At 70.0% G+C, this 24217-nt stretch carries 21 protein-coding genes; 15 read left to right on the top strand and 6 right to left on the bottom strand.

The annotated features are described in order from the left end of the window. The first annotated feature begins 83 nt into the window (after positions 1–83). The 3 genes from FGD68_RS06400 to FGD68_RS06410 all read left to right on the top strand — a co-directional run bounded on the left by FGD68_RS06400 (position 84) and on the right by FGD68_RS06410 (position 4044). On the top strand, positions 84–1055 hold the full coding sequence (locus FGD68_RS06400) for a carbohydrate ABC transporter permease (RefSeq protein WP_104236144.1): 972 nt from the start codon (positions 84–86) through the stop codon (positions 1053–1055). Beyond that, entirely contained in the window at positions 1052–2041 is a 990-nt protein-coding gene (locus FGD68_RS06405) for a carbohydrate ABC transporter permease (protein WP_104236145.1), read from the top strand. Before FGD68_RS06400 ends, FGD68_RS06405 begins: the two co-directional genes overlap by 4 nt. A gap of 122 nt (positions 2042–2163) precedes the next feature. Next, complete coding sequence (locus FGD68_RS06410; protein WP_119372764.1) at positions 2164–4044, top strand: ABC transporter ATP-binding protein; 1881 nt, start codon at positions 2164–2166, stop codon at positions 4042–4044. A 55-nt stretch (positions 4045–4099) separates the two neighbouring features. On the opposite strand, the gene FGD68_RS06415 is transcribed toward FGD68_RS06410, so the two are convergent. Both FGD68_RS06415 and FGD68_RS06420 read right to left on the bottom strand, forming a co-directional pair. Beyond that, positions 4100–4867, bottom strand: a complete 768-nt coding sequence (locus FGD68_RS06415) for a DUF305 domain-containing protein (protein WP_119372765.1) — start codon at positions 4865–4867, stop codon at positions 4100–4102. A gap of 2 nt (positions 4868–4869) precedes the next feature. Further along, the gene (locus FGD68_RS06420) at positions 4870–5613 is read right to left on the bottom strand and encodes a DUF3105 domain-containing protein (protein ID WP_119372766.1); all 744 of its coding nucleotides are present in this window, start codon (positions 5611–5613) and stop codon (positions 4870–4872) included. Between the two features lie 168 nt (positions 5614–5781). Between FGD68_RS06420 and FGD68_RS06425 the strand changes: the two genes are divergently transcribed. Together FGD68_RS06425 and FGD68_RS06430 are read left to right on the top strand one after the other, a co-directional pair. Beyond that, a complete protein-coding gene (locus FGD68_RS06425; protein WP_119372767.1) occupies positions 5782–7146 on the top strand; it encodes a cystathionine beta-synthase in 1365 nt (454 codons plus the stop codon). Positions 7147–7196: 50 nt separating this feature from the next. Further along, positions 7197–8369 (top strand): cystathionine gamma-synthase, encoded by a 1173-nt coding sequence (locus FGD68_RS06430; protein ID WP_119372768.1) that lies wholly within the window; start codon positions 7197–7199, stop codon positions 8367–8369. A gap of 45 nt (positions 8370–8414) precedes the next feature. Here the strand turns inward: FGD68_RS06430 and FGD68_RS06435 are convergent, their stop codons facing one another. Then, positions 8415–9170, bottom strand: coding sequence for an RNase H family protein (locus FGD68_RS06435; RefSeq protein WP_317207896.1), 756 nt, complete (start codon positions 9168–9170; stop codon positions 8415–8417). 176 nt (positions 9171–9346) lie between these two features. Between FGD68_RS06435 and FGD68_RS06440 the strand changes: the two genes are divergently transcribed. From FGD68_RS06440 to FGD68_RS06475, 8 genes are all read left to right on the top strand, one after another. After that, positions 9347–10369, top strand: coding sequence for a LacI family DNA-binding transcriptional regulator (locus FGD68_RS06440; RefSeq protein ID WP_119373119.1), 1023 nt, complete (start codon positions 9347–9349; stop codon positions 10367–10369). Positions 10370–10547: 178 nt separating this feature from the next. After that, complete coding sequence (gene araB / locus FGD68_RS06445; RefSeq protein ID WP_119373118.1) at positions 10548–12251, top strand: ribulokinase; 1704 nt, start codon at positions 10548–10550, stop codon at positions 12249–12251. Beyond that, on the top strand, positions 12248–12958 hold the full coding sequence (locus FGD68_RS06450; protein WP_104236154.1) for an L-ribulose-5-phosphate 4-epimerase: 711 nt from the start codon (positions 12248–12250) through the stop codon (positions 12956–12958). The genes araB and FGD68_RS06450 overlap by 4 nt, the downstream gene beginning before the upstream one ends. Further along, complete coding sequence (gene araA, locus FGD68_RS06455; protein WP_119373117.1) at positions 12955–14472, top strand: L-arabinose isomerase; 1518 nt, start codon at positions 12955–12957, stop codon at positions 14470–14472. The genes FGD68_RS06450 and araA overlap by 4 nt, the downstream gene beginning before the upstream one ends. 76 nt (positions 14473–14548) lie before the next feature. Continuing rightward, complete coding sequence (locus FGD68_RS06460; RefSeq protein ID WP_104236156.1) at positions 14549–15673, top strand: substrate-binding domain-containing protein; 1125 nt, start codon at positions 14549–14551, stop codon at positions 15671–15673. A 178-nt stretch (positions 15674–15851) separates the two neighbouring features. Beyond that, positions 15852–17381 carry a multiple monosaccharide ABC transporter ATP-binding protein gene (gene mmsA, locus FGD68_RS06465; protein ID WP_104236157.1) on the top strand — a complete coding sequence of 510 codons (1530 nt, stop codon included), beginning with the start codon at positions 15852–15854 and terminating at the stop codon, positions 17379–17381. Positions 17382–17386: 5 nt separating this feature from the next. Beyond that, on the top strand, positions 17387–18574 hold the full coding sequence (gene mmsB, locus FGD68_RS06470; protein ID WP_104236158.1) for a multiple monosaccharide ABC transporter permease: 1188 nt from the start codon (positions 17387–17389) through the stop codon (positions 18572–18574). A 354-nt stretch (positions 18575–18928) separates the two neighbouring features. Next, complete coding sequence (locus tag FGD68_RS06475) at positions 18929–19372, top strand: hypothetical protein (protein WP_147361661.1); 444 nt, start codon at positions 18929–18931, stop codon at positions 19370–19372. A gap of 390 nt (positions 19373–19762) precedes the next feature. On the opposite strand, the gene xylA is transcribed toward FGD68_RS06475, so the two are convergent. Next, on the bottom strand, positions 19763–20956 hold the full coding sequence (gene xylA, locus FGD68_RS06480; protein ID WP_119373122.1) for a xylose isomerase: 1194 nt from the start codon (positions 20954–20956) through the stop codon (positions 19763–19765). Positions 20957–21160: 204 nt separating this feature from the next. Here xylA and FGD68_RS06485 point away from each other — a divergent pair, with 204 nt between their 5' ends. Both FGD68_RS06485 and FGD68_RS06490 read left to right on the top strand, forming a co-directional pair. After that, positions 21161–22663, top strand: coding sequence for a GH1 family beta-glucosidase (locus tag FGD68_RS06485; RefSeq protein ID WP_119373121.1), 1503 nt, complete (start codon positions 21161–21163; stop codon positions 22661–22663). A gap of 32 nt (positions 22664–22695) precedes the next feature. Beyond that, entirely contained in the window at positions 22696–23226 is a 531-nt protein-coding gene (locus FGD68_RS06490) for a GNAT family N-acetyltransferase (RefSeq protein ID WP_237609924.1), read from the top strand. A gap of 30 nt (positions 23227–23256) precedes the next feature. Here the strand turns inward: FGD68_RS06490 and FGD68_RS06495 are convergent, their stop codons facing one another. Next, on the bottom strand, positions 23257–23694 hold the full coding sequence (locus FGD68_RS06495) for a MarR family winged helix-turn-helix transcriptional regulator (RefSeq protein WP_104236162.1): 438 nt from the start codon (positions 23692–23694) through the stop codon (positions 23257–23259). Positions 23695–23818: 124 nt separating this feature from the next. Continuing rightward, positions 23819–24154 (bottom strand): hypothetical protein, encoded by a 336-nt coding sequence (locus tag FGD68_RS06500; protein ID WP_119373797.1) that lies wholly within the window; start codon positions 24152–24154, stop codon positions 23819–23821. Positions 24155–24217 lie beyond the last annotated feature (63 nt).

Below are 24217 nucleotides of genomic sequence, written 5' to 3' on the forward strand. Positions count from 1 at the left end.
ACCCGTGCGGGGCCATGCGGGGCCGCCGCGCACGCGCGGCGGCCCCGCTCCCACATACCTCCGACCCGAAGGGCGAGACGTCCATGACGACCGCTGATCTGATCGGCAAGATCCTCCAGGTGGTGGTGGCGCTCGCCGTCTTCGCCGTGGTGATCGGGCTGATCCTCTTCCTCATCGACAAGGCGCCGAAGCGCGGCAAGGACTGGGTCCAGCTCGGCGCGTTCGTGCTCCCCGCCCTGATCCTGCTGGCCGTCGGCCTCATCTACCCGGCGTTCCGCACGACCCTCCTCGCCTTCCGCGACAACTCGGGGGAGTGGGCCGGGTTCGACAACTTCGTCTGGATGTTCACCCAGCCGTCTGCGCTCCGCACGCTGCTCAACACGGTGATCTGGGTGATCTTCGTGCCGCTGCTGTCGACGGCCATCGGCCTCGCCTATGCCGTCTTCATCGACAAGTCGCGCGGCGAGAAGTACTTCAAGGCCCTCGTCTTCATGCCGATGGCCATCTCGTTCGTCGGCGCCGGCATCATCTGGCGCTTCGTCTACGACTACAAGTCGGGCGACAACGCGCAGATCGGCCTGCTCAACCAGATCCTCGTCTGGCTCGGCCAGGAGCCCGTGCAGTGGCTGCAGACGTCGCCCATCAACACGGCGCTGCTCATCATCGTGATGATCTGGATCCAGACCGGCTTCGCCATGGTCGTGCTCTCCGCGAGCATCAAGGGCGTGCCGACCGAGCAGATCGAGGCCGCCCAGCTCGACGGCACCAACGCCTGGCAGCGCTTCACGAACGTGACGCTGCCCGGGATCCGCGGGTCGCTCGTCGTGGTGGTCACCACCATCTCCATCGCGACGCTCAAGGTGTTCGACATCGTCCGCACCATGACCGCGGGCAACTTCGACACGAGCGTCATCGCCAACGAGATGTACACGCAGGCGTTCCGCGCGGGCGAGCAGGGCCGCGGCTCGGCGCTCGCGATCGTGCTGTTCCTGATGGTGCTGCCGATCGTCATCTACAACGTCCGCGTCATGAGCAAGCAGAAGGAGATCCGATGAGCGTCGCACCCGCCGACCTGCCCGTCGCGGACCGCGGGACGCGCCGCGGCACCATCGAGCAGGCCGCCAGCGTCGGGGCGAAGAGCCGCCGCGTCAAGAACCGGCTCACGTCACGCCGCGCCACGGTCGCCGCGCTCGTCATCGCGGTGCTCTGGACGCTGCCGACCTTCGGCCTGTTCGTCTCGTCGTTCCGCCCGGCCGGCCTCATCCAGACCACGGGCTGGTGGACGATCTTCCAGAACCCGGGCTTCACGCTCGACAACTACCAGGACGTGCTGCTCTCCACCTCGCAGTCGTCGCCGCAGCTGGGCTCCTACTTCGTGAACTCGCTCGCCATCGCGATCCCGGCGACGCTGTTCCCGCTCGTCATCGCGTCGATGGCGGCGTACGCGTTCGCGTGGATCAAGTTCAAGGGCTCGAACTTCCTGTTCGTGCTGATCTTCGCGCTGCAGATCGTGCCGCTGCAGATGGCGCTCATCCCGCTGCTGCAGATGTTCACGCGGACCCTGCGCCCGCTGCAGGAGGCCGTGCACAGCGTGATCCCGCTCATCCCCGACCAGGGCTACCTGCCGGTGTGGGTGGCGCACACGATCTTCGCGCTGCCGCTCGCGATCTTCCTGCTGCACAACTTCATCTCGGAGATCCCGGGCGAGGTCATCGAGGCGGCGCGCGTCGACGGCGCGAGCCACGGCCAGGTGTTCTTCCGCATCGTGCTGCCGCTGGCCCTCCCGGCCATCGCGTCGTTCGCGATCTTCCAGTTCCTCTGGGTCTGGAACGACCTGCTGGTGGCGCTGATCTTCTCGGGCGGCACCCCGGACGTCGCGCCGCTCACGCAGCGCCTCGCCGAGCTCACGGGCACGCGCGGGCAGGACTGGCAGCGGCTCACGGCCGCCGCGTTCGTCTCGCTCATCGTGCCGTTGATCGTGTTCTTCAGCCTCCAGCGCTACTTCGTCCGTGGCCTGCTGGCGGGCTCCACGAAGGGCTGATCCGCACCCGCCCGACCCGGCCCGGTCGTCCGCTCGCGCGGGCGGCCGGGCCGTCGTCGTGGCGGGCGCAGGCGTGGTCGGAAGAGATCCCCCACGGGCGTAAAATCGCCGGAATGACGAGGATGGGCGACATCGCCGCGGGCGGCGGGATGCGCGGGGGCGGCGGACGCGGCGGACGGGTGAGCGCGGCCGACGCCGAGGCGCAGCGCAGGGCCAACGCCGAGGCTCCGCGGGTCGAGAACCTGCTGGGCCGGATCGTGGAGCTCTTCCAGCCCCACCGCCGGGCGCTGGTCCTCACGATCGCGCTCGTGCTGGTCGGCGCGGGCCTCACGGTCGTGCCGCCGCTGCTCACGCAGCAGGCCTTCGACCGCGGGCTCTTCCCGCCCACCGGCGGCCCGGACATCCCCGTCCTGGTCGAGCTCGTCGCCATCATGATCGCCATCTGGGTCGCGGGCGCCGGGCTCGGCGTGTGGCAGACGTACCTCACCGCGACGGTCGGCAACCGGGTCATGGGATCCATGCGGGTCGACCTGTTCCGCCACCTGCAGAGCATGGAGCTCGGCTTCTTCACGCGCACGAAGACGGGCGTGATCCAGTCCAGGCTGCAGAACGACGTGGGCGGAGTGGCGGCGGTCCTCACCAACACCGTCTCGAGCGTGCTCGGCAACACCGTGACCGTCATCGCGGCGCTCGTCGCGATGCTCGTGCTCAACTGGCAGCTGACCCTCGTGGCCGTCGTGCTGATGCCCGTGCTCGTCATCGCGCAGCGGCGCGTGGGCCAGGTGCGGGCGCGGATCGCGTCGAAGACGCAGGAGTCGCTGTCGGACATGACGGCGATCACGCAGGAGACGCTCTCGGTGTCCGGCATCCTCCTGTCGAAGAGCTTCAACAGGCAGGCCGCGGAGACCGAGCGCTACGAGGCCGAGAACCGCACCCAGATCCGGCTGCAGGTCAGCCAGCAGATGAGCGGCCAGTGGTTCTTCGCGCTCGTGCAGATCTTCCTGTCGATCATCCCGGCCATCGTCTACGTGGTCGCGGGCTTCCTCATCACGGGCGGCGTCAGCGTCACCGCGGGCACCATCGTGGCGTTCACGACCGTGCAGGCGCGGCTCATGTGGCCGCTCATCGGCCTGATGCGCGTCGCGCTCGACCTCCAGACCTCCGGCGCCCTGTTCGCCCGCATCTTCGAGTACCTCGACCTCGAGCCCGCGATCCGCGACCGGCACGACGCCCGTCGTGTGGCCGCAGGCCCCGCCCTCGGCCGCGTCGCGTTCGACGACGTGCGCTTCTCCTACCCCGACACGCGACCCGGCGAGCGGCCCACCCTCGACGGCATGTCGTTCGAGATCCAGCCCGGCCAGTTCGCGGCGTTCGTGGGGCCGTCGGGCGCGGGCAAGACCACGGTGTCGTACCTCATCCCGCGCTTCCACGACGTGACCGGCGGGTGTGTGCTGTTCTCCGGCGAGGACGTGCGCGACCTCGAGCAGGAGTCGCTGCTGGAGAACATCGGCATCGTGAGCCAGGAGACGTACCTCTTCCACGCGACCATCGGCGAGAACCTCCGCTACGCGCGCCCGGACGCCACGCAGGAGCAGATCGAGCAGGCGGCGCGCGCCGCGAACATCCACCAGACCATCGAGTCGTTCCCCGACGGCTACGAGACGCTCGTGGGGGAGCGCGGCTACCGGCTGTCCGGTGGCGAGAAGCAGCGCATCGCCATCGCCCGCGTGCTGCTCAAGGACCCGGCCGTGCTGATCCTCGACGAGGCCACGAGCGCGCTCGACGCGATCTCGGAGCGCGTCGTGCAGCGTGCGCTCGACACGGCGTCGCGCGGCCGCACCACGATCGCGATCGCGCACCGGCTCTCGACCGTGGTGGACGCCGACGTGATCTTCGTGGTCGTCGCCGGCCGCATCGTCGAGCGCGGCACGCACGTCGAGCTGCTCGCCCGCGGCGGCGAGTACGCGCGGCTCTACAGCGACCAGCGCACGGCGGCCGCCTGACCCGGACGCACGACCGCCCGCCCGCGACGGCGGACGGGCGGTGCGGCGGTGTGCCTCAGGAGCGGGCGTCGAGCAGCTGCTGCATGTAGAGGATCTCCTTGTCCTGGATCATGACCATGCCGTTGGCGAGGTCCGTCACCAGGGGGTTCCGCGAGCGGTCGAGGAGGCCCTGGGCCATCTCGACGCCGCCGCGGTGGTGGGCGATCATCAGCGTGAGGAACTTGCGCTCGGCCTCCACGCCCGTGAGCGACTGCAGCTCGTCGAGGTCGGCCTGCGACGCAAGGCCCGGCATGGTCGCGCCCGGGGTCATGTCCATGGAGGAGTGGTCGGTCTTGCCGTCGAGCGTCGGCAGCGTCATCCACGTCATGCGCGGCTGGGACGGCGCCTGGTCGAGGCCCCACGAGGTGAGGAACGCGTACATCTGGCCGGCCTGCTGGGCCTGCGCCTGGGCGATGTCCTGCGCGATGAGCTTGACCTCGGGGTCGTCCGTGCGGTCGATGATCATGAGCGACATCTGCACGGCCTGCTCGTGGTGCACCTGCATGTCGCGGGAGAAGCCGGCCTCCGCGCTGTTCGTGCTGGGCGTGAGGGCCGAGACGGGCGCGGTGACGCGGCCGACGAGGAGGCCGGCGACCACCAGGGCCACCGCGACGATGCCTGCGGCGAGGCCGATGCGGATCCGGCGGCCGCGTGCGCGCGTCGCCTCGCCGTGCGCGACGAGGCCCTCGAGCTCCTCCTCGCGGATGTCGTCGTCCGGGACGTGGTCGACGACGACGTCGCCGTCCTCTTGGCGGTCGGATCCGCCCGTTCCGCGGTCGGTCACGGTCAGCCGACCCGGCCCTCGCCCTCGAGGGCGCCGGTGCACGCCGCACCGGCCTCGGGGGCGTTCGGGCTCTTCCAGTACTTGGCCATGAAGTCCTTGATGCGCTGGTCGTCGATCGAGTCGACCTTCACCTGCGCGCCCCACGCGGACAGCGCGATGGGGGTGTCGAGGCCGTCGTACGGCGACATCGTGACGTAGCCGCCGAACGACTCCGCGTACTTCTGGAGCTTCGACAGGTCGTCGCCGGTGATCTTCGCGGCGTCGTAGGTGATCCAGACGGCGCCGTGCTCGAGGTCGTGCACCGCGTTCTCGTTGGGCTGCGGCTGGTCGTAGATGCCGCAGTTGAGCCACATGGGGTTGTGCTCGCCGCCGGCGGGCGGGCTCATGCCCTCGTACAGGCCGGCGTAGTCGACCGGGGTCTGCACGTGGGTGCTGGGCAGCGAGTCCCAGGTGCGGAGGCCCTCGATCGAGATGTCGGCCGGATCCTGCTTCGGTGTGCCGGTCGAGACGACCACCCCGATGACGACGGCGACCACCGCGACGGCGGCCACGGATCCCGTGATGATGCCGATGAGCCGGTTGCGGCGCGCGCGGTCCTGCTGCCTCTTCAGCGCCGCCACCTTCTCGGCGCGGCGGGCCTCGCGCTGCTGCTTGACCGTGAGGTCCTTCTGGGCCTGCTTGGCGGTCGGCGGGACGGGCCGCCCGCTCTCGTCGCCGGAGGGCGTGGTGTCGTCGCGTCGCGCCACGGAGGGTCCTTCTCTGCTGGGGAATGTGCGGCCAGGATACCGGCTCGGCCTGGACGGACCCTGCCCGCGCGGGGCGCTCCGGCCCCGTAACACGGCGGAGGCGCGCGCCTACACTGGACGAGCGGAGCCCACCGGACCGCACACCTGACACCGGGAGCGCCACCTCACGTGAAGTACGCCGACACGATCCTCGACCTCATCGGGAACACCCCGCTCGTGAAGCTCAACAAGGTGGTCGAGGGGATCTCGGCGACCGTGCTCGTGAAGGTCGAGTACCTGAACCCCGGCGGCAGCGCCAAGGACCGCATCGCGACGCGCATCATCGACGCCGCCGAGCGCGACGGCAAGCTGGAGCCCGGCGGCACGATCGTCGAGCCCACCTCGGGCAACACCGGCGTCGGCCTGGCGCTCGTCGCGCAGCAGCGTGGCTACCGCTGCGTGTTCGTGCTGCCGGACAAGGTCGGCGAGGACAAGCGGAACGTGCTCACGGCGTACGGCGCCGAGATCGTGGTCACGCCCACCTCCGTGGCGCCCGACCACCCCGACTCCTACTACTCGGTGAGCGACCGGCTCGCGCGCGAGATCCCCGGCGCCTTCAAGCCCGACCAGTACTCGAACCCCAACGGGCCGCTCAGCCACTACGAGACCACGGGTCCCGAGATCTGGCGCGACACGGAGGGGCAGATCACCCACTTCGTCGCGGGCGTCGGCACGGGCGGCACGATCAGCGGCGTCGGCCGCTACCTCAAGGAGGTCTCCGAGGGGCGCGTGCGCATCGTCGGCGCCGACCCCGAGGGATCCGTCTACTCCGGCGGCACCGGCCGCCCCTACCTCGTGGAGGGCGTCGGCGAGGACTTCTGGCCGGCGGCCTACGACCCCGACGTCGTCGACGAGGTCATCGCATCCAGCGACCAGGAGTCGTTCGACATGACCCTGCGGCTCGCCCGCGAGGAGGGCCTGCTCGTCGGCGGATCCAGCGGCATGGCCGTCGTCTCCGCGCTCAAGGCCGCGAAGCACCTCGGCCCCGACGACGTCATGGTGATCCTCCTGCCCGACGGCGGCCGCGGCTACCTCGGCAAGATCTTCAACGAGAAGTGGATGCAGTCGTACGGCTTCGCCCGCGTCAACGGCCAGCGCACGGTCGCCGACGTCATGAGCGCCAAGACCGGCAGCCTGCCCGACCTCGTGCACGCGCACCCGAACGACACGATCCGCGACGCGATCCGCATCATGACCGAGTACGACGTCTCGCAGCTGCCGGTCCTCTCGGCCGAGCCGCCCGTCGTCATGGGCGAGGTCGCGGGCGCGGTCGACGAGCGCAGCCTGCTGGAGCTCGTCTTCAGCGGCCGCGCGCAGCTGTCCGACCAGGTCGGCCCGTTCGCGGGCGCGGCGTTCGGGCTCATCGGCGTGAACGAGACCGTGCCCGACGCGTGGAGCGCGCTCGGATCCGCCGACGCCCTCATGGTGAGCGACGGCGGCAAGCCCGTGGGCGTGCTCACGCGGCACGACCTCCTGACCTACCTCACCGACTGATCCACCGGCGCAGCACCAGCACCCCTCCCGACCCATAGAGACGAGTCCCCGTGAGCGACAAGCACGACTTCGACACCCGCGCGATCCACGCCGGACAGGACCCGGATCCCACCACGGGCGCCGTCATCCCGCCGCTCTACCTCACGAGCACCTTCGTGCAGGACGGCATCGGCGGGCTCCGCGAGGGCTACGAGTACGCGCGGAGCGCCAACCCCACGCGCACCGGACTGCAGGAGCTGCTCGCGTCGCTCGAGAAGGGGAGGCACGCGTTCTCGTTCGCCTCGGGACTCGCCGCCGAGGACACGCTGCTGCGCGCGATCACGCGCCCCGGCGACCGCATCGTGCTGAGCGACGACGTGTACGGCGGCACCTACCGCCTCCTCACGCGCGTGCTCGGCGACTGGGGGATCGTCGTCGAGACGGTCGACATGAGCGACCTCGCGGCGGTGGAGCGGGTGCTCGGATCGGGCCCCGCCAAGGTCCTCTGGGTCGAGACGCCCAGCAACCCGCTCATGAAGATCAGCGACATCCGCGCGCTCGCCGACCTCGGGCACGCGGCGGGCGCGGTGGTCGTCGTCGACAACACGTTCGCCTCGCCGTACCTCCAGCAGCCGCTCACGCTCGGCGCCGACGTTGTCGTGCACTCCACCACCAAGTACCTGGGCGGCCACTCCGACGTGCTCGGCGGAGCCGTGGTCCTCGACGACGACGCGCTCGCCGAGAAGGTCGGCTTCCTGCAGTTCGCGGTCGGCGCCGTCTCCGGACCCATGGACGCCTGGCTCACGACGCGCGGGATCAAGACCCTCGCCGTCCGCGTCGAGCGGCACTCCGCGAACGCCGAGGAGATCGCCGCGTTCCTGCAGCAGCACCCCGACGTCACGGCCGTTAATTACCCGGGCCTCCCGGAGCACCCGGGACACGACATCGCGAAGGCCCAGATGGCGGGCTTCGGCGGCATGATCTCGTTCCAGGTGCGCGGGGGAGCGAAGGCCGCGCGCCGCGTCGTCGAGGGCACGCGCGTGTTCCAGCTCGCGGAGTCGCTCGGCGGCGTCGAGTCGCTCATCAGCTACCCGTCCGAGATGACGCACGCGTCCGTGAAGGGCACGCCGCTCGAGGTCCCGGACGACCTGGTGCGCCTGTCGGTCGGCATCGAGTCCGTCGAGGACCTCGTCGTCGACCTCGAGCGCGCGCTCGGCAAGGCCCTCAAGCAGAGCAAGCACTAGTCGCGAACGGCCCGCCGCCTCGATGGGCGGCGGGCCGCGCAGCCCTCAGGGCAGCAGCTCGCGCACGGCCTCGTCGACGCTCACTCCGCGCTCGCGGGCGTGGGCGCTGAGGCGCGCCATCGTGTCGCGATCGAGCGCGATCGTGAGCGTGGTGTCGCCGGGCTCCGGCGCGATCTCCTCGTCGAACGCGTCGAAGTCGAACAGGCCCGGCTGCGCGGGGGCCTCGGCCTCCAGCTCCTCCGCCGCCGCTGCCACGGGATCGGCCGCGCGCTCGGCGTCGGCCGCGACGGCCGCGGTCTCCGTCGCGTCGTCGGGGGATCCGGACGCGTCGGCGTCGTGGCCCGCCCAGCCGGGGCCAGCGGGGATCGTGCTCCGGCCCTGGAACGCGGTCGCCACCGCGCGCGCCCGCACGTCGGCGGCCTCGTTCAGCGGGTGGTTCGCGTGGCCCTTGACCCACTCGAAGCGGTAGCGGCGGCCTTGGATCTCGGCGTCGATCTCCTTGAGCAGCTCGACGTTGAGCACCGGCTTGCCGTCGCCCTTCCGCCAGCCCTTGCGCTTCCAGCCGGGCATCCACTTCGTGACCGAGTTGATGACGTACTGGCTGTCGCAGAGCACGAGCAGGTCGTCGTCGAGGTGGGCCGTGGCCCGGAACAGCTCCAGCACGGCCTTGAGCTCGCCCTGGTTGTTGGTCGCGTGCGCCCAGCCGCCCGCGGCCCAGTGCTCGTCGTCGACGTACCAGGCCCAGCCGGCGGGTCCGGGGTTGCCGAGCGCGGATCCGTCTGCCGCGGCGGTGATCGTCACAGGTGGTGCCTCTCGTCGGGTGGACGACCAGTCTGCCGCAGGCGTCCGACCCCGGCGCGCGCCCCTCCCGGCCGCGGCCCCTCCGTCCGCATGCGGCATGTGACAGTCACATGTGACAATGTGACACCTGCGCCACGGGGCGCTGTCGGGCGGATGCCCGCACGGAGACGGGGTCGATGATGACGACGGAGACGCCGCGCGGCAGGGCGCCCAGCATCCGCGACGTCGCGCGCCTCGCCGGGGTGTCGCACCAGACGGTCTCGCGCGTGCTCAACGACTCGCCCTCGCTCCGCGCGGAGACCCGCCAGCGCGTGCTCGACGTGATGGAGCAGATCCAGTACCGGCCGAACCGCGCGGCCCGCGCCCTCGTCACCAGCCGGTCCCGCACGATCGGCGTGCTCACCGCCCAGAGCTCCCAGTACGGTCCCGCGTCGTCCATCGCGGCCATCGAGGAGGCCGCCCGAGAGGCCGGGTACCTGGTCACGACGACCAACCTGCCCTCGTCCGACGAGGCCGCGATCCAGGTCGCGCTCGGCCACCTCGTCGACCAGGCCGTCGAGGGCCTCGTGGTAGTGGCGCCGCAGGTGCGCGTGCGCGAGGTGATCGCGAGCATGTCGCTCGACGTCCCGTACGTGACCATGCAGAGCGACGGCCGCGGCGACGCGCACGACCTCTCGGTCGACCAGATCGCGGGCGCCCGACTCGCCACGCGTCACCTGCTCGAGCTCGGCCACCGCGACATCTACCACCTCGCCGGCCCGCAGGACTGGGTCGAGGCGGAGGCGCGGATGCGCGGCTTCCTCGACGCGATGTCGGCCGCCGACGTGCCCACGACCGCGCCCATCCTCGGCGACTGGACCGCGGAGTTCGGGTTCTACGCGGGCCGCGAGATGCTGCGCCTCCGCGACTTCACGGCGATCTTCTCCAGCAACGACCAGATGGCCCTCGGGCTCATCCACGCCGTGCGCGACGCGGGCCTCGACGTGCCGGGCGACATCAGCATCGTCGGCTTCGACGACATCCCGGAGGCGTCGCACTTCTGGCCGCCCCTCACGACCGTCCGCCAGGACTTCGCCGAGGTCGGACGCCGCTGCGTCGCGCTGCTGCTCGACGGCATGGGCGGCACGGGGGACAGGTACCGCGGCACGATCACACCGGAGCTGGTCGTCCGGGCGTCGACGGGACCGCCCTCGTACTGACCCGGCGACCCGGCCGACGCCCCCTCCCAGCCGCCGACGCCCCACTTCGAGGGGGCGCGGCCTCTCGGGTTGACAGGTCGATCCCGCGCGTGTGTAGAGTGACATCCGCTGATGTGACCGTTCACATCGGAGGGTGGTCTTCCCGGATCGCCACGCAGCAGACGAAGGAGTCGATCCCGTGCCCAGCGCCCCCACGAGCACCGCAGCCGAGGCCCAGCCCGGCACAGAGGCCGAGAGCTACGTCATCGGCGTCGACTACGGCACCCTCTCCGGCCGTGCCGTCGTGGTGCGCGTCTCGGACGGCGTCGAGCTCGGCTCCGGCGTCCTCGACTACCCGCACGCGGTGATGGACGACACGCTCGCCGCGACCGGCGCGCAGCTGCCGCCCGAGTGGGCCCTGCAGGTCCCGAGCGACTACGTGGACGTGCTCAAGCAGGCCGTCCCCGCCGCCATCCGCGAGGCCGGCATCGACCCCGCCCGCGTCATCGGCATCGGCACCGACTTCACCGCGTGCACCATGGTGCCCACGCTCGCCGACGGCACCCCGCTCAACGAGGTCGACGGATACGCCGATCGCCCCCACGCCTACGTCAAGCTCTGGAAGCACCACGCGGCGCAGTCGCACGCGGACCGCATCAACGCGCTGGCCGAGGAGCGCGGCGAGAAGTGGCTGGCCCGCTACGGCGGCCTCATCTCCAGCGAGTGGGAGTTCGCCAAGGGCCTCCAGCTGCTCGAGGAGGACCCGGAGCTGTACGGCCTCATGGAGCACTGGGTCGAGGCGGCCGACTGGATCGTCTGGCAGCTCACCGGCAGCTACGTGCGCAACGCCTGCACCGCCGGGTACAAGGGCATCCTCCAGGACGGCGAGTACCCGACCGCTGAGTTCCTCGGCGCGCTCAACCCCGACTTCGCGTCCTTCGCCGAGGACAAGGTCGCGCACGAGATCGGCCAGCTCGGATCCGCCGCCGGCACGCTCTCGGCCGAGGCCGCAGCCTGGACGGGCCTGCCCGAGGGCATCGCCGTCGCGGTCGGCAACGTCGACGCGCACGTCACCGCGCCGGTCGCCCGCGCCGTCGAGCCCGGCCAGATGGTCGCGATCATGGGCACGAGCACCTGCCACGTGATGAACAGCGACGTGCTCACCGAGGTCCCCGGCATGTGCGGCGTCGTCGACGGCGGCATCGTCTCGGGGCTGTACGGCTACGAGGCCGGCCAGTCCGGCGTCGGCGACATCTTCGCCTGGTACGTCAAGAACCAGGTGCCCGCGCGCTACGCCGAGGAGGCCGCTGCCGCAGGCAAGAGCGTGCACCAGCACCTCACCGACCTCGCGGCCGACCAGCCCGTCGGCGGCCACGGCCTCGTCGCGCTCGACTGGCACTCCGGCAACCGCTCGGTGCTCGTCGACCACGAGCTCTCCGGACTCGTCGTCGGCACCACGCTCACCACGCGCACCGAGGAGGTCTACCGGGCGCTGCTCGAGGCCACCGCGTTCGGCACGCGCAAGATCGTGGAGACCTTCGCCGCGTCGGGCGTCCCCGTCACCGAGTTCATCGTCGCGGGCGGCCTGCTGAAGAACGCGTTCCTCATGCAGGCCTACAGCGACATCCTCCGCCTCCCCATCTCGGTCATCACGAGCGAGCAGGGCCCGGCGCTCGGATCCGCCATCCACGCCGCCGTCGCCGCGGGCGCCTACCCGGACGTGCGCGTCGCGGGGGACGCCATGGGCAAGGTCGAGCGCGGCAGGTACCAGCCCGACGAGGAGCGCGCGCTGGCCTACGACCGCCTCTACGAGGAGTACTCCACGCTGCACGACTACTTCGGTCGCGGCGCCAACGACGTCATGAAGCGGCTCAAGTCGCTGAAGAGAGAGGCCCGCGCGTGAGCAACTTCGCCCCCGAGATCGAGGTCGCGGTCGCCCGCGTCCGCTCCGAGGTCTCCCGCCTGCACGGCGAGCTCGTGCGCTACGGCCTCGTGGTCTGGACCGGCGGCAACGTCTCCGGCCGCGTCCCCGGCGCCGACCTCTTCGTGATCAAGCCGTCTGGCGTCAGCTACGACGACCTGAGCCCCGAGAACATGATCCTCTGCGACCTCGACGGAAACGTGATCCCGGACACCCCCGGCTCCCGCAACGCCCCCTCCAGCGACACCGCGGCGCACGCGTACGTCTACCGCAACATGCCCGAGGTGGGCGGCGTGGTCCACACGCACTCCACCTACGCGGTGGCGTGGGCGGCCCGTCGCGAGCCCATCCCGTGCGTCATCACCGCGATGGCGGACGAGTTCGGCGGCGAGATCCCCGTCGGCCCGTTCGCGATCATCGGCGACGACTCGATCGGCCGCGGCATCGTCGAGACGCTCACCGGGCACCGCTCGCGCGCCGTGCTGATGGCCGGTCACGGGCCCTTCACCATCGGCAAGGACGCGAAGGACGCCGTGAAGGCCGCCGTCATGGTCGAGGACGTGGCGCGCACCGTGCACATCTCCCGCCAGCTCGGCGAGCCGACCCCCCTCCCCGTGGAGGCCGTCGACTCCCTGTTCGACCGCTACCAGAACGTCTACGGACAAGCACCCCAAGGAGCCCTGAAGTGAGCCGCATCACCACGTCCCTCGACCACTACGAGGTCTGGTTCCTCACCGGCAGCCAGAACCTCTACGGCGAGGAGACCCTCCAGCAGGTCGCCGAGCAGTCGCAGGAGATCGCCCGGCAGCTCGAGGAGGCGTCGGACATCCCCGTCCGCGTCGTCTGGAAGCCCGTCCTCAAGGACTCCGACAGCATCCGCCGCATGGCACTCGAGGCCAACGCGAGCGATGCCACCATCGGCCTCATCGCGTGGATGCACACGTTCAGCCCCGCGAAGATGTGGATCCAGGGCCTCGACGTCCTGCAGAAGCCCTTCCTCCACCTGCACACGCAGGCCAACGTCGCGCTGCCCTGGAGCAGCATCGACATGGACTTCATGAACCTCAACCAGGCCGCGCACGGCGACCGCGAGTTCGGCTACATCCAGTCGCGCCTCGGCGTCGTCCGCAAGACCGTCGTCGGCCACGTGAGCACCGAGTCGGTGCGGCAGGGCATCGGCACGTGGATGCGCGCCGCCGCCGGCTGGGCCGCCGTGCACGAGCTCAAGGTCGCCCGCTTCGGCGACAACATGCGCAACGTCGCGGTCACCGAGGGTGACAAGACGGAGGCCGAGCTCAAGTTCGGCGTCTCCGTGAACACGTGGGGCGTCAACGACCTCGTCGAGCGCGTGGACGCGGCGACCGACGCCGAGATCGACGCGCTGGTCGATGAGTACGAGACCCTCTACGACATCCAGCCCGAGCTGCGGCGCGGCGGTGAGCGCCACGAGTCGCTCCGCTACGGAGCGGCCATCGAGGTCGGCCTCCGCTCCTTCCTCGAGGAGGGCGGCTTCGGCGCCTTCACCACGAGCTTCGAGGACCTCGGCGGCCTCCGCCAGCTCCCCGGCCTCGCCGTGCAGCGGCTCATGGCCGAGGGCTACGGCTTCGGCGCCGAGGGCGACTGGAAGACGGCCGTGCTGATCCGCGCGGCGAAGGTCATGGGCTCCGGGCTCCCGGGTGGCGCGAGCCTCATGGAGGACTACACCTACCACCTCGTCCCCGGCGAGGAGAAGATCCTGGGCGCGCACATGCTCGAGATCTGCCCCACGCTCACGACCGGCCGACCGAGCCTCGAGATCCACCCGCTCGGCATCGGCGGGCGCGAGGACCCCGTGCGCCTCGTCTTCGACACCGACCCCGGCCCCGCGGTCGTCGTCGCGATGAGCGACATGCGCGACCGGTTCCGCATCGTCGCCAACGTCGTGGAGGTCGTGCCGCTCGACGAGCCGCTCCCGAACCTGCCCGTCGCCCGTGCCGTGTGGAAGCCCGCGCCGGATCTCGCGACGAGCGCAGCGGCGTGGCTCACCGCCGGCGCCGCCCACCACACGGTCATGAGCACGCAGGTCGGCGTCGAGGTCTTCGAGGACTTCGCCGAGATCGCGCGCACCGAGCTCCTCGTCATCGACGAGGACACGACCCTCAAGGGTTTCACCAAGGAAGTCCGCTGGAACCAGGCGTACCACCGCCTGGCCCAGGGCCTGTAACACCCACACCAGGGGTGCGCATCCGGCGCAGAAGCCGGGAGAGCGCCTCACAGCAGCAGTACGAAAGGACACGACCGTGAAGATGAAGAAGGTCCTCGTCGGCATCGCCGCCACGAGCATCGCCCTCTCCCTCGCCGCCTGCTCCGGCGGCGGAGGCCGCGGCGGCAGCGCCGGCGGCACCGAGGACAACAAGGGCGCCCTCGTCGGCGTCGCCATGCCCACCAAGACGAGCGAGCGCTGGGTCGACGACGGCAACAACGTCAACGACCAGCTCACCAAGCTCGGCTACAAGGTCGACCTGCAGTACGCCAACGACAAGGTGCAGGACCAGATCTCGCAGATCGAGACGATGCTCAACAAGGGCGCCAAGGCGCTCATCGTCGCGTCGATCGACGGCACCGCGCTGACCCAGGTCCTCAAGACCGCGGCCGACGACGGCGTCAAGGTCATCGCGTACGACCGCCTGATCAACGGCACCGAGGACGTCGACTACTACACGACGTTCGACAACCAGCAGGTCGGCGTGCTCCAGGGCAACTCCCTCCTGCAGGGCCTCGGTCTCGTGGACGCCGACGGCAAGGCCACCGGCAGCACCGAGAAGAAGACCATCGAGGTCTTCGCCGGCAGCCCGGACGACAACAACGCGCAGTTCTTCTACGACGGCGCGATGAGCGTCCTCAAGCCGTTCCTCGAGTCCGGCCAGGTCACGATCGGCTCCGGCCAGTCGGACTTCAGCCAGGTCGCGATCCAGCAGTGGAAGCAGGAGGGCGCGCAGGCCCGCATGGAGAACCTGCTCTCCGGCTCGTACCCCGGCGGCGCCAAGCCGGACGGCGTCCTCTCGCCGTACGACGGCCTGTCGCGCGGCATCATCCAGGCCCTGACCTCGGCCGGCGTCGCCAGCGACGCCATGCCGATCATCACGGGCCAGGACGGCGAGAAGGCGTCCGACAAGCTCATCCTCGACGGCGTCCAGTACTCGACGATCTTCAAGGACACGCGCCTGCTCGGCAAGGAGGCCGTCACGATGGTCGACGACCTGCTCACCGGCGGCACGCCCGACGCTCCTGACTCCTACAACAACAAGGTGAAGGACGTCCCGACCAAGCAGTTCGCCCCCGTGACCGTGACGAAGGACAACCTCGTCGAGGTCATCGTGGACAGCGGCTACTACACGCAGGACGAGATCGACAAGGGCGAGTAGTCCCCTCCCGCGCCGCCCCGGCGGCGCACCCGGCCGGTCGACGCTCGCGTCGACCGGCCTCCACCGGGTCGGGCCGGCCGCGCACCGCGGCCGGCCGGATCACGGGTGACGGTCACCCGCCGCCCGCAGCACCGCCGCCGGGTACCCGGCACCACCATCCACACAAGTGAGGCAGGCCATGGCCAACCACATTCTCGAGATGCGCGGCATCACCAAGACGTTCCCCGGCGTCAAGGCGCTGCAGGACGTCACTCTCGAGGTCACGCGCGGCACGTGCCACGCGATCTGCGGCGAGAACGGCGCGGGCAAGTCGACCCTGATGAAGGTCCTCTCGGGCGTCTACCCGGCCGGTTCCTACGACGGCGACATCGTCCTCGAGAACGATGTCGTCAAGTTCTCCAGCATCCGCGACAGCGAGAAGTCGGGCGTGGTGATCATCCACCAGGAGCTCGCGCTGAGCCCCTTCCTCTCCATCGCGGAGAACATCTTCCTCGGCAACGAGATCTCCAAGGGCGGCTTCATCGACTGGAACGCCACCAACGTGGAGGCCGCGAAGCTCCTCGCCCGCGTCGGGCTGAGTGACAACCCGGCCACCAGGATCGCCGACATCGGCGTGGGCAAGCAGCAGCTCGTGGAGATCGCGAAGGCCCTCTCCAAGGAGGTGAAGCTCCTCATCCTCGACGAGCCCACCGCGGCGCTGAACGACGAGGACTCCGCCCACCTGCTCGACCTGATCAAGCACCTCAAGGGCCAGGGCATCACGAGCATCATCATCAGCCACAAGCTGAACGAGATCAAGGCGATCGCCGACGCGGTGACGATCATCCGCGACGGCAAGACCATCGAGACCCTCGACCTCGCACGCGACTCCATCAGCGAGGAGCGCATCATCAAGGGGATGGTCGGCCGCGACCTGCAGAGCCGCTACCCCGACCGCACGCCGGACATCGGCGAGGAGGTCCTCCGCATCGAGGACTGGACGGTCCACCACCCGCAGGAGCACTCCCGCGTCATCGTCGACCACGCCAACCTCAACGTCCGCGCGGGCGAGGTCGTCGGCATCGCCGGCCTCATGGGCGCGGGCCGCACCGAGCTCGCGATGAGCGTCTTCGGCCGCTCCTACGGCGCGAACATCTCCGGGAAGCTCTACAAGCGGGGCAAGGAGATCCAGGCGAAGACGGTCGGCGACGCCATCAAGCACGGCATCGCCTACGCCACCGAGGACCGCAAGCACTACGGCCTCAACCTCATCGACGACATCAAGCGCAACATCTCCGGCGCCGCCCTGGACAAGCTGGCCAAGGCCGGCTGGGTCGACGCGAACCAGGAGTACGTGGTGGCAGACGGCTACCGGAAGTCGATGAACATCAAGGCCCCGAGCGTGGGCGCCATCACCGGGAAGCTCTCCGGCGGCAACCAGCAGAAGGTCGTCCTCTCCAAGTGGATGTTCTCCGACCCGGACGTGCTCATCCTCGACGAGCCCACCCGCGGCATCGACGTCGGCGCCAAGTACGAGATCTACACGATCATCAACGCGCTCGCCGCTCAGGGGAAGGCGGTCATCGTCATCTCCAGCGAGCTGCCCGAGCTGCTCGGCATCTGCGACCGGATCTACGCCCTCTCCGCCGGGCGGATCACGGGACAGCTGCCGATCGCCGAGGCGACCCCCGAGAGCCTCATGTCCTACATGACCAAGGAAAAGGAATAGCAAGCATGTCCAGTCTCAGCAGTGTGGCGGGTTTCCTCGTCAGTCGCCTCAGGCAGATCGGCATCTTCATCGCGCTGATCGCGATCGTGGTGCTGTTCCAGATCCTCACCGACGGGACGCTCCTCGAGCCCCGCAACGTCACGAGCATCGTCGTCCAGAACGCCTACATCCTGATCCTCGCGATCGGCATGGTGATGATCATCATCGCCGGCCACATCGACCTGTCGGTCGGATCCGTGGTGGCCCTCATCGGCGCCGTATCCGGCGTGTTCGCGGTGAGCTGGGGATGGCCCTGGTACATCTCGATCATCGCGAGCCTCGTGATCGGCGGCCTCATCGGCGCCTGGCAGGGCTTCTGGGTGGCGTACGTCGGCATCCCCGCGTTCATCGTGACCCTCGCCGGCATGCTCACGTTCCGCGGCCTCGCGCAGATCGTCCTCCAGAACCGCCCCATCACGCCGTTCCCGGACGAGTACGTGTCCGTCGGCGCGGGCTTCCTGCCCGACCCCTCGGGCGGCACCTCCTACCTCGAGTGGGTCACCGTCACGCTGGGCGTGCTGGCCGCGATCTTCCTCGTCGCGCAGCAGCTCCGCGAGCGTCGTGCCCGCGTCAAGCTCAACCTCGAGGACGAGCCCTTCGGCTGGTTCATCACGAAGCTCGCCACCATCGCGATCCTCGTGCTCGGCATCACGTACCTGCTCGCCAGCTATCAGGGCACGCCGATCGTGCTGCTCATCCTCGCCGTGCTCGTGCTCGTCTACACGGCGGTGATGAACCGCAGCATCTTCGGTCGTCACATCTACGCCCGAGGCGGCAACCTCAACGCCGCGCAGCTGTCCGGCATCAACACGAAGCGCGTGGACTTCCTGCTCTTCGTGAACATGGGCTTCCTGGCGGCGCTCGCGGGCATCGCCTTCACCGCGCGCAGCAACTCCGCCCTCCCGAGCGCCGGCAACGGCTTCGAGCTCGACGCGATCGCCGCGGTGTTCATCGGCGGCGCGGCCGTCACCGGCGGCATCGGCACCGTGACGGGCGCCATGATCGGTGGTCTGATCATGGGCGTGCTCAACAACGGCATGTCGCTGCTCGGCCTCGGCACGGAGTACCAGCAGCTCATCAAGGGCCTCGTGCTCCTGCTGGCCGTCGCGTTCGACGTGTTCAACAAGAGCCGCGGATCCAAGTCCGCGACCTGATCCACCCGCTCTGACGCGCAGACGAAGGGCCCGGCATCCGAGTGGATGCCGGGCCCTTCGTCGTGCGCAGCTCTAAATATCAGTATGGCTTTCTTCGAGAGCACCAGGATTGAGACCGGGGTGTGGAAGACTCTGGAGTGGAGTTGGTCGCGTCTCTAAGATCCGGTCATGAGGACCCCGAGGCACAACGCATCCTCACAACGCATCTCGTTCAGCAAAGAGGTCGAAACACCTTTCCGGCGACCGGTCGCCAGGTTCGGGTCGCTCGTCGTCATGGTGCTCGCGGCATCCCTCCTCTACGCAGCACCCGCGCATGCCTCTGAACATGCCGCTGCGGGAGGAGCGGCTCAGCCGATGGAAACCCTCGTCACGTCGGTGAAGCCAGAGTCCGTCAGCGAATTGGTTCACGAGTTGGATGCATCACGTCTGCCCGCATCAATCACCGTGGAGTCCGGCGTCGTCGTTCGGAAATATCGGCTAGGGAACGGTCTAACCGTATCCGTTCCGGATGCCCTCGGGGGCAGCGGGCACGCACCCCTATCATCGTCGTTGATCGGTGCCGGCTACGAAAATAGAAGGGGTGCATACATCTCGTTCAATAAGACCGATCAAACTGCTTTGGCTTCTGGGGCGGGCGCGGCGCTCGGTGCTGCGATTTGTTTCGCGGGTCCGGTAGCGTGCGGTAACGCGGCAACCATCATAGCGGTCGCCCTGGTCTACATCAACGATCAGGGTCTCTGCGCGGGCAATGGGGAACTCCGCATCTATACTGCGACTCTGCAGGGTCGTTGTGTCTGACGCATTTCGTGGATGCTGTGCTGACGCGCGAGGATACAATTCATCAGGCAAAGGCGTCTACAGAGATGAAAGAGGGTGCATGACGTGAGATCCCGCGTGGTGTTGTGGGTCATCGGCACTGCTTCTGTCTTGATCGCAGGTTGGGCCCTGGCCGGGCAGGATGGCAGCCGTTTTGTCGCCCTCGTGACCGTCCCGCTCTTCGTTCTCTTCGTGCTCCTGGCCGTGTCGCTATCCCGGCGCAGACGTCCGCCGGGCTGAGAAGAGGCATCACGGTCCGCCGTTGACAGGATGGGGCACGAGCTGAGGCAATCATCCGGCGCTGCGAAGCGCAGACGACGAGAGCCGCCCCCGTGATCCGGGAGCGGCTCTCGTGTCGTGCGGGTGCGGACTCTAGGAGCGCGCGCCCATCAGGTGCTCGAGCGCCAGCTGGTTGAGGCGGACGAAGCCGAAGCCCTTCGCGTCGAAGTACGACGGGGCGTCGAAGTCCTCGTAGGAGGAGCGGTCGGCGAGGATGTCGTCGTACGACTCGCCCTCGTTCAGCGTCGGCGTGTAGATGTCGGCGACCTTGGCGGCGGCGAGCGCCTCCTGGACCTCGGGGTCGGCGCGGAACGCCTGCGCGCGCTCCTTGAGGAGCAGGTACATGCGCATGTTCGCGGCGGCGGAGTCCCACACGCCCGTGATGTCCTCGGTGCGGCTGGGCTTGTAGTCGAAGTGACGGGGGCCGTCGTAGGAGCGGCCGCCGCCCACGCCGCCGTTCTCCAGCAGGTCGACGAGCGAGAACGCGTTCTGCAGGTCGCCGTGGCCGAAGACGAGGTCCTGGTCGTACTTGATGCCGCGCTGGCCGTTGAGGTCGATGTGGAAGAGCTTGCCCTGGTACAGCGCCTGCATGATGCCGGCGGTGAAGTTGAGGCCCGCCATCTGCTCGTGGCCGACCTCGGGGTTCACGCCGACGAGCTCGGGGCGCTCGAGGGTCTCGATGAAGGCGAGCGCGTGGCCGAGGGTGGGCAGCAGGATGTCGCCGCGGGGCTCGTTGGGCTTCGGCTCGATCGCGAAGCGGATGTCGTAGCCCTTGTCGGTGACGTAGTCGCCGAGGAGGTTGACGGCCTCGCGGTAGCGCTCGAGCGCGCCGCGGACGTCCTTGGCGGAGTCGTACTCGGCGCCCTCGCGGCCGCCCCACATGACGAACGTCTGCGCGCCGAGCTCGGCGGCGAGGTCGATGTTGCGGAGCACCTTGCGGATCGCGAACCGGCGGACGGCGCGGTCGTTGCTGGTGAAGCCGCCGTCCTTGAAGACGGGCGCGCTGAAGAGGTTGGTGGTGACCATCGGCACGACGATGCCGGTGTCGCTGAGGGCGCCCTTGAGGCGGTCGATCTGCGTCTGGCGCTCCGCGTCGGTGGATCCGAAGGCGAAGAGGTCGTCGTCGTGGAAGGTGAGGCCGTAGGCGCCCAGCTCCGAGATGCGCTCGACGCCCTCGACCACGTCGAGGTCGGAGCGGGTCGGGCCGCCGAAGGGATCGGCCCCCGTGTAGCCGATGGTCCAGAGTCCGAACGAGAACTTGTCCTCGCGGGTGGGGGTGAGCGCCATGGTGTCTCCTGTCAGCGTCGTCGGTGATTTGTTGCTAACTACAACCTAACCGGAGCGCGGCCGGGGCACAACGCCGACACGACGCTGGGGCGGGTCGGCTGGACGCGCGACGGGCACCCCGGCAGGATGGCAGGAGGTCGTCGTCGACCGCGCGCGTGCGCATCCGCCGGCCTGCCATCGCCCCGACGGAGAGGTCCACCCGACATGACCGACGCATCGCCCGCCGCAGCCGGACCGGACGCGGATCCCGCCGACGACCGGGGCGAGGGCCTCGAGTTCCCGCCCGGCTTCCTCTTCGGATCCGCCACCGCCGCCTACCAGATCGAGGGCGCGGTCGACGAGGGCGGGCGCGGCCCCTCCATCTGGGACACGTTCAGCCGCACGCCCGGGAAGGTCCTCGGAGGGGACACGGGCGACGTCGCCGACGACCACCACCACCGGCTCGAGTCCGACCTCGACCTGATGCAGGCGCTCGGCCTGGAGGCGTACCGCTTCTCGATCGCGTGGCCGCGCATCCAGCCGACCGGGCGCGGGCCGGCGAACGCGGAGGGCCTGGCGTTCTACGGGCGGCTGGTCGACGGGCTCGTGGCCCGGGGGATCACGCCCATCGCGACGCTCTACCACTGGGACCTCCCGCAGGCGCTCGAGGACGAGGGCGGCTGGGCGAGCCGCGACACCGCGTACGCGTTCGCCGACTACGCGCGGATCGTGGGCGAGGCGCTCGGGGACCGCGTCGGCACCTGGACCACGCTCAACGAGCCGTGGTGCTCGGCCTACCTCGGCTACGCGGCCGGCGTGCACGCGCCGGGCCGCACGGACGCCGAGGACTCGTTCCGCGCCGTGCACCACCTCAACCTCGCGCACGGCCTCGCGGTCCGGGCGCTCCGGGAGGTCGTGCCGGCCGACGCGCGCTTCTCCATCACGCTGAACCTGCACGTGATCCGCGGCGAGGGCGACACGGGGCCCGAGGCCGTCCGCCGCGTCGACGGCGTCGGCAACCGCGTGTTCCTCGACCCGCTGCTGCACGGCCGCTACCCGGCCGACGTGCTCGAGGACACCGCCTCGATCACCGACTGGTCGTTCGTGCTCCCCGGCGACACCGAGCTCATCCGCCAGCCGCTGCACCTGCTGGGCGTCAACTACTACAACACCAGCCGGGTGCGGATGCGGGACGGCTCCGTCGCGGGCGGCGGCACCTCCATCCACGGCGACGTCGCCGCGACGCCGTTCCCCGGCACCGACGACGTCGAGTTCCTCGAGCAGCCGGGCCCGTACACGGCGATGGGCTGGAACATCGAGCCCCAGGGCCTGGAGGACCTGCTCGTGTCGCTGCACGACGAGTTCCCCGACCTGCCGCTCATGGTGACGGAGAACGGCGCTGCGTTCGACGACGAGGTGACCGTGGAGGACGGCGTGCGCGCGGTCCACGACCCCGAGCGGATCGACTACCTGTCGCGCCACTTCGCGGCGGCCCACCGCGCGATCGAGCGCGGCGTCGACCTCCGCGGCTACCAGGTGTGGTCGCTCCTCGACAACTTCGAGTGGGCATACGGGTACTCGAAGCGGTTCGGCATCGTGCACGTGGACTACGCCACCCAGGAGCGGACGCCCAAGGACAGCGCCCTCTGGTACGCGCGGCTCATCGCCGACCGCACCATCCCGGCGGTCGACGCGCGGCCCGAGCGCCACGTGCGCCCCGGGGCGTGAGCGGGCCTGCGCCCGGCACGGACGAGCGTGCGGTGCTCGCCGCCGGGATCGTGATGCGGCCCGCGCGGATCACCGACGCCGCAGCGCTCGCCGCGGCGTACCGCGAGAACCGGGAGCACCTCCGGCCGTTCGAGCCCGCCCGCACCGACGCGTTCTTCACGTCGGCGGGGCAGCGCGCACAGCTCGCGGGGCGCATCGCCGAGCGGGCGGCCGGATCCGGCCTGCCTTACCTCATCGTGGAGCGCGACCGCGTCATCGGCCGCTGCGACCTGTTCGCGGTGAAGCGCGGCGCGGCGCAGAGCGCGAGCCTCGGCTACTGGATCGACCGCGAGCGCCAGGGCGCCGGGCTCGCGACGGCGGCTGCCCGGGAGGCGGTCCGCATAGCCCGCGCCGCCGGGCTGCACCGGCTGGAGGCGTCGACGCTGGTGGGGAACGGCGGATCCGAGGAGGTGCTCACGCGCGCCGGGTTCGACGCCATCGGGATCGCGCCGGCGTACCTGCGGATCGACGGCGCGTGGAGCGACCACACGCTGTGGCAGCGCGTGGTCGACGGAGCGCACTGACGGGCGCCGCGTGGGTCGGTCGGCGTCCGCTCAGGCCTCGAGGAGCAGCTCGGTCATGCTGCGCAGGCGCGCCTGCGCGGTCGAGTCGGCTCCGCTGCGGCGGACGACGTCGTCGTGCACCTGCTCGGCGACCCGCAGGAGGTCGGGCAGGATCCCGCGCCCGCGACCGGTGAGGGCGATGAGGAGGCGGCGTTCGTCGGCCAGGTCACGCTGGCGCGTGATGTAGCCGAGGAGCTCGAGGCGCTTGAACAGCGGAGACAGGGTGCCCGGAGTGAGCTGCACGGCATCGCTCAGATCGCCCGCGCGACGCGGGTCGTGCTCGTGCAGGGCGAGCATGACGAGGTACTGCGGGTGCGTCAGGTTGTACGGCTTGAGCAACGGCCTGTAGAGCGAGATCACCGCTCGGGACGCGGCGGCGAGCAGCAGTCCCATGTCGCGGTCGAGCAGCGCTCCGTCGTGGTCCGTCATGTGTCCTCCTGGCCGTCCGCGGGACGCGTCCCCCGACGGCCTGATCCCTTCGGACGCTACTCCCGAGACCGAGCAGCGGCGCGACCCGGGTCCGCACGCACAGGGCGCGCGGAGGCGCGCGTCATCACTCGGTCGTGGGCGACATCCACCCCTGCTCCATCTGGTGGCGTCGCACCTCGGCGACGGCCCGGTCGGCGTCGACCGGCACCGCGTCCCAGATGATGCCGGAGCCGTCGAGCCAGCCCAGCGCGAGCATGGCGTCGGCCAGGTCCTCCACGAACATCGCCACCGTCGTGCCGTGGGAGCGGATGCGGTCGCCGTGCAGGCTCCAGCCGAAGTAGGCCGACAGGTACCTGGCCTGCTCCGAGTGGCTGCGCTGCAGGTGCCGGTTCGACCGCTCGGTGGATCCGCCCGAGGCCTGGACCTCGTCCTGCAGCTCGTCGCCGTGCTCGTCCGACATGCGTCACCGTTCCTCCGCGTCAGGGTGCCCGCGGTGGACACCGGAGGCAGACCCCTCAGACAT

It is taken from the genome of Clavibacter californiensis, assembly GCF_021952865.1.
In the GTDB taxonomy this organism is placed as follows: Bacteria; Actinomycetota; Actinomycetes; order Actinomycetales; family Microbacteriaceae; genus Clavibacter; species Clavibacter californiensis.

Bases quoted from the DNA above. Each gene is read 5' to 3' on its own strand.
- mmsB (WP_104236158.1), top strand. From the start codon at position 17,387: ATGTCCAGTCTCAGCAGTGTGGCGGGTTTCCTCGTCAGTCGCCTCAGG.
- FGD68_RS06500 (WP_119373797.1), bottom strand. From the start codon at position 24,154: ATGTCGGACGAGCACGGCGACGAGCTGCAGGACGAGGTCCAGGCCTCG.
- FGD68_RS06475 (WP_147361661.1), top strand. From the start codon at position 18,929: ATGGAAACCCTCGTCACGTCGGTGAAGCCAGAGTCCGTCAGCGAATTG.
- FGD68_RS06440 (WP_119373119.1), top strand. From the start codon at position 9,347: ATGATGACGACGGAGACGCCGCGCGGCAGGGCGCCCAGCATCCGCGAC.
- FGD68_RS06410 (WP_119372764.1), top strand. From the start codon at position 2,164: ATGGGCGACATCGCCGCGGGCGGCGGGATGCGCGGGGGCGGCGGACGC.
- FGD68_RS06485 (WP_119373121.1), top strand. From the start codon at position 21,161: ATGACCGACGCATCGCCCGCCGCAGCCGGACCGGACGCGGATCCCGCC.
- mmsA (WP_104236157.1), top strand. From the start codon at position 15,852: ATGGCCAACCACATTCTCGAGATGCGCGGCATCACCAAGACGTTCCCC.
- xylA (WP_119373122.1), bottom strand. From the start codon at position 20,956: ATGGCGCTCACCCCCACCCGCGAGGACAAGTTCTCGTTCGGACTCTGG.
- FGD68_RS06400 (WP_104236144.1), top strand. From the start codon at position 84: ATGACGACCGCTGATCTGATCGGCAAGATCCTCCAGGTGGTGGTGGCG.
- FGD68_RS06495 (WP_104236162.1), bottom strand. From the start codon at position 23,694: ATGACGGACCACGACGGAGCGCTGCTCGACCGCGACATGGGACTGCTG.
- FGD68_RS06405 (WP_104236145.1), top strand. From the start codon at position 1,052: ATGAGCGTCGCACCCGCCGACCTGCCCGTCGCGGACCGCGGGACGCGC.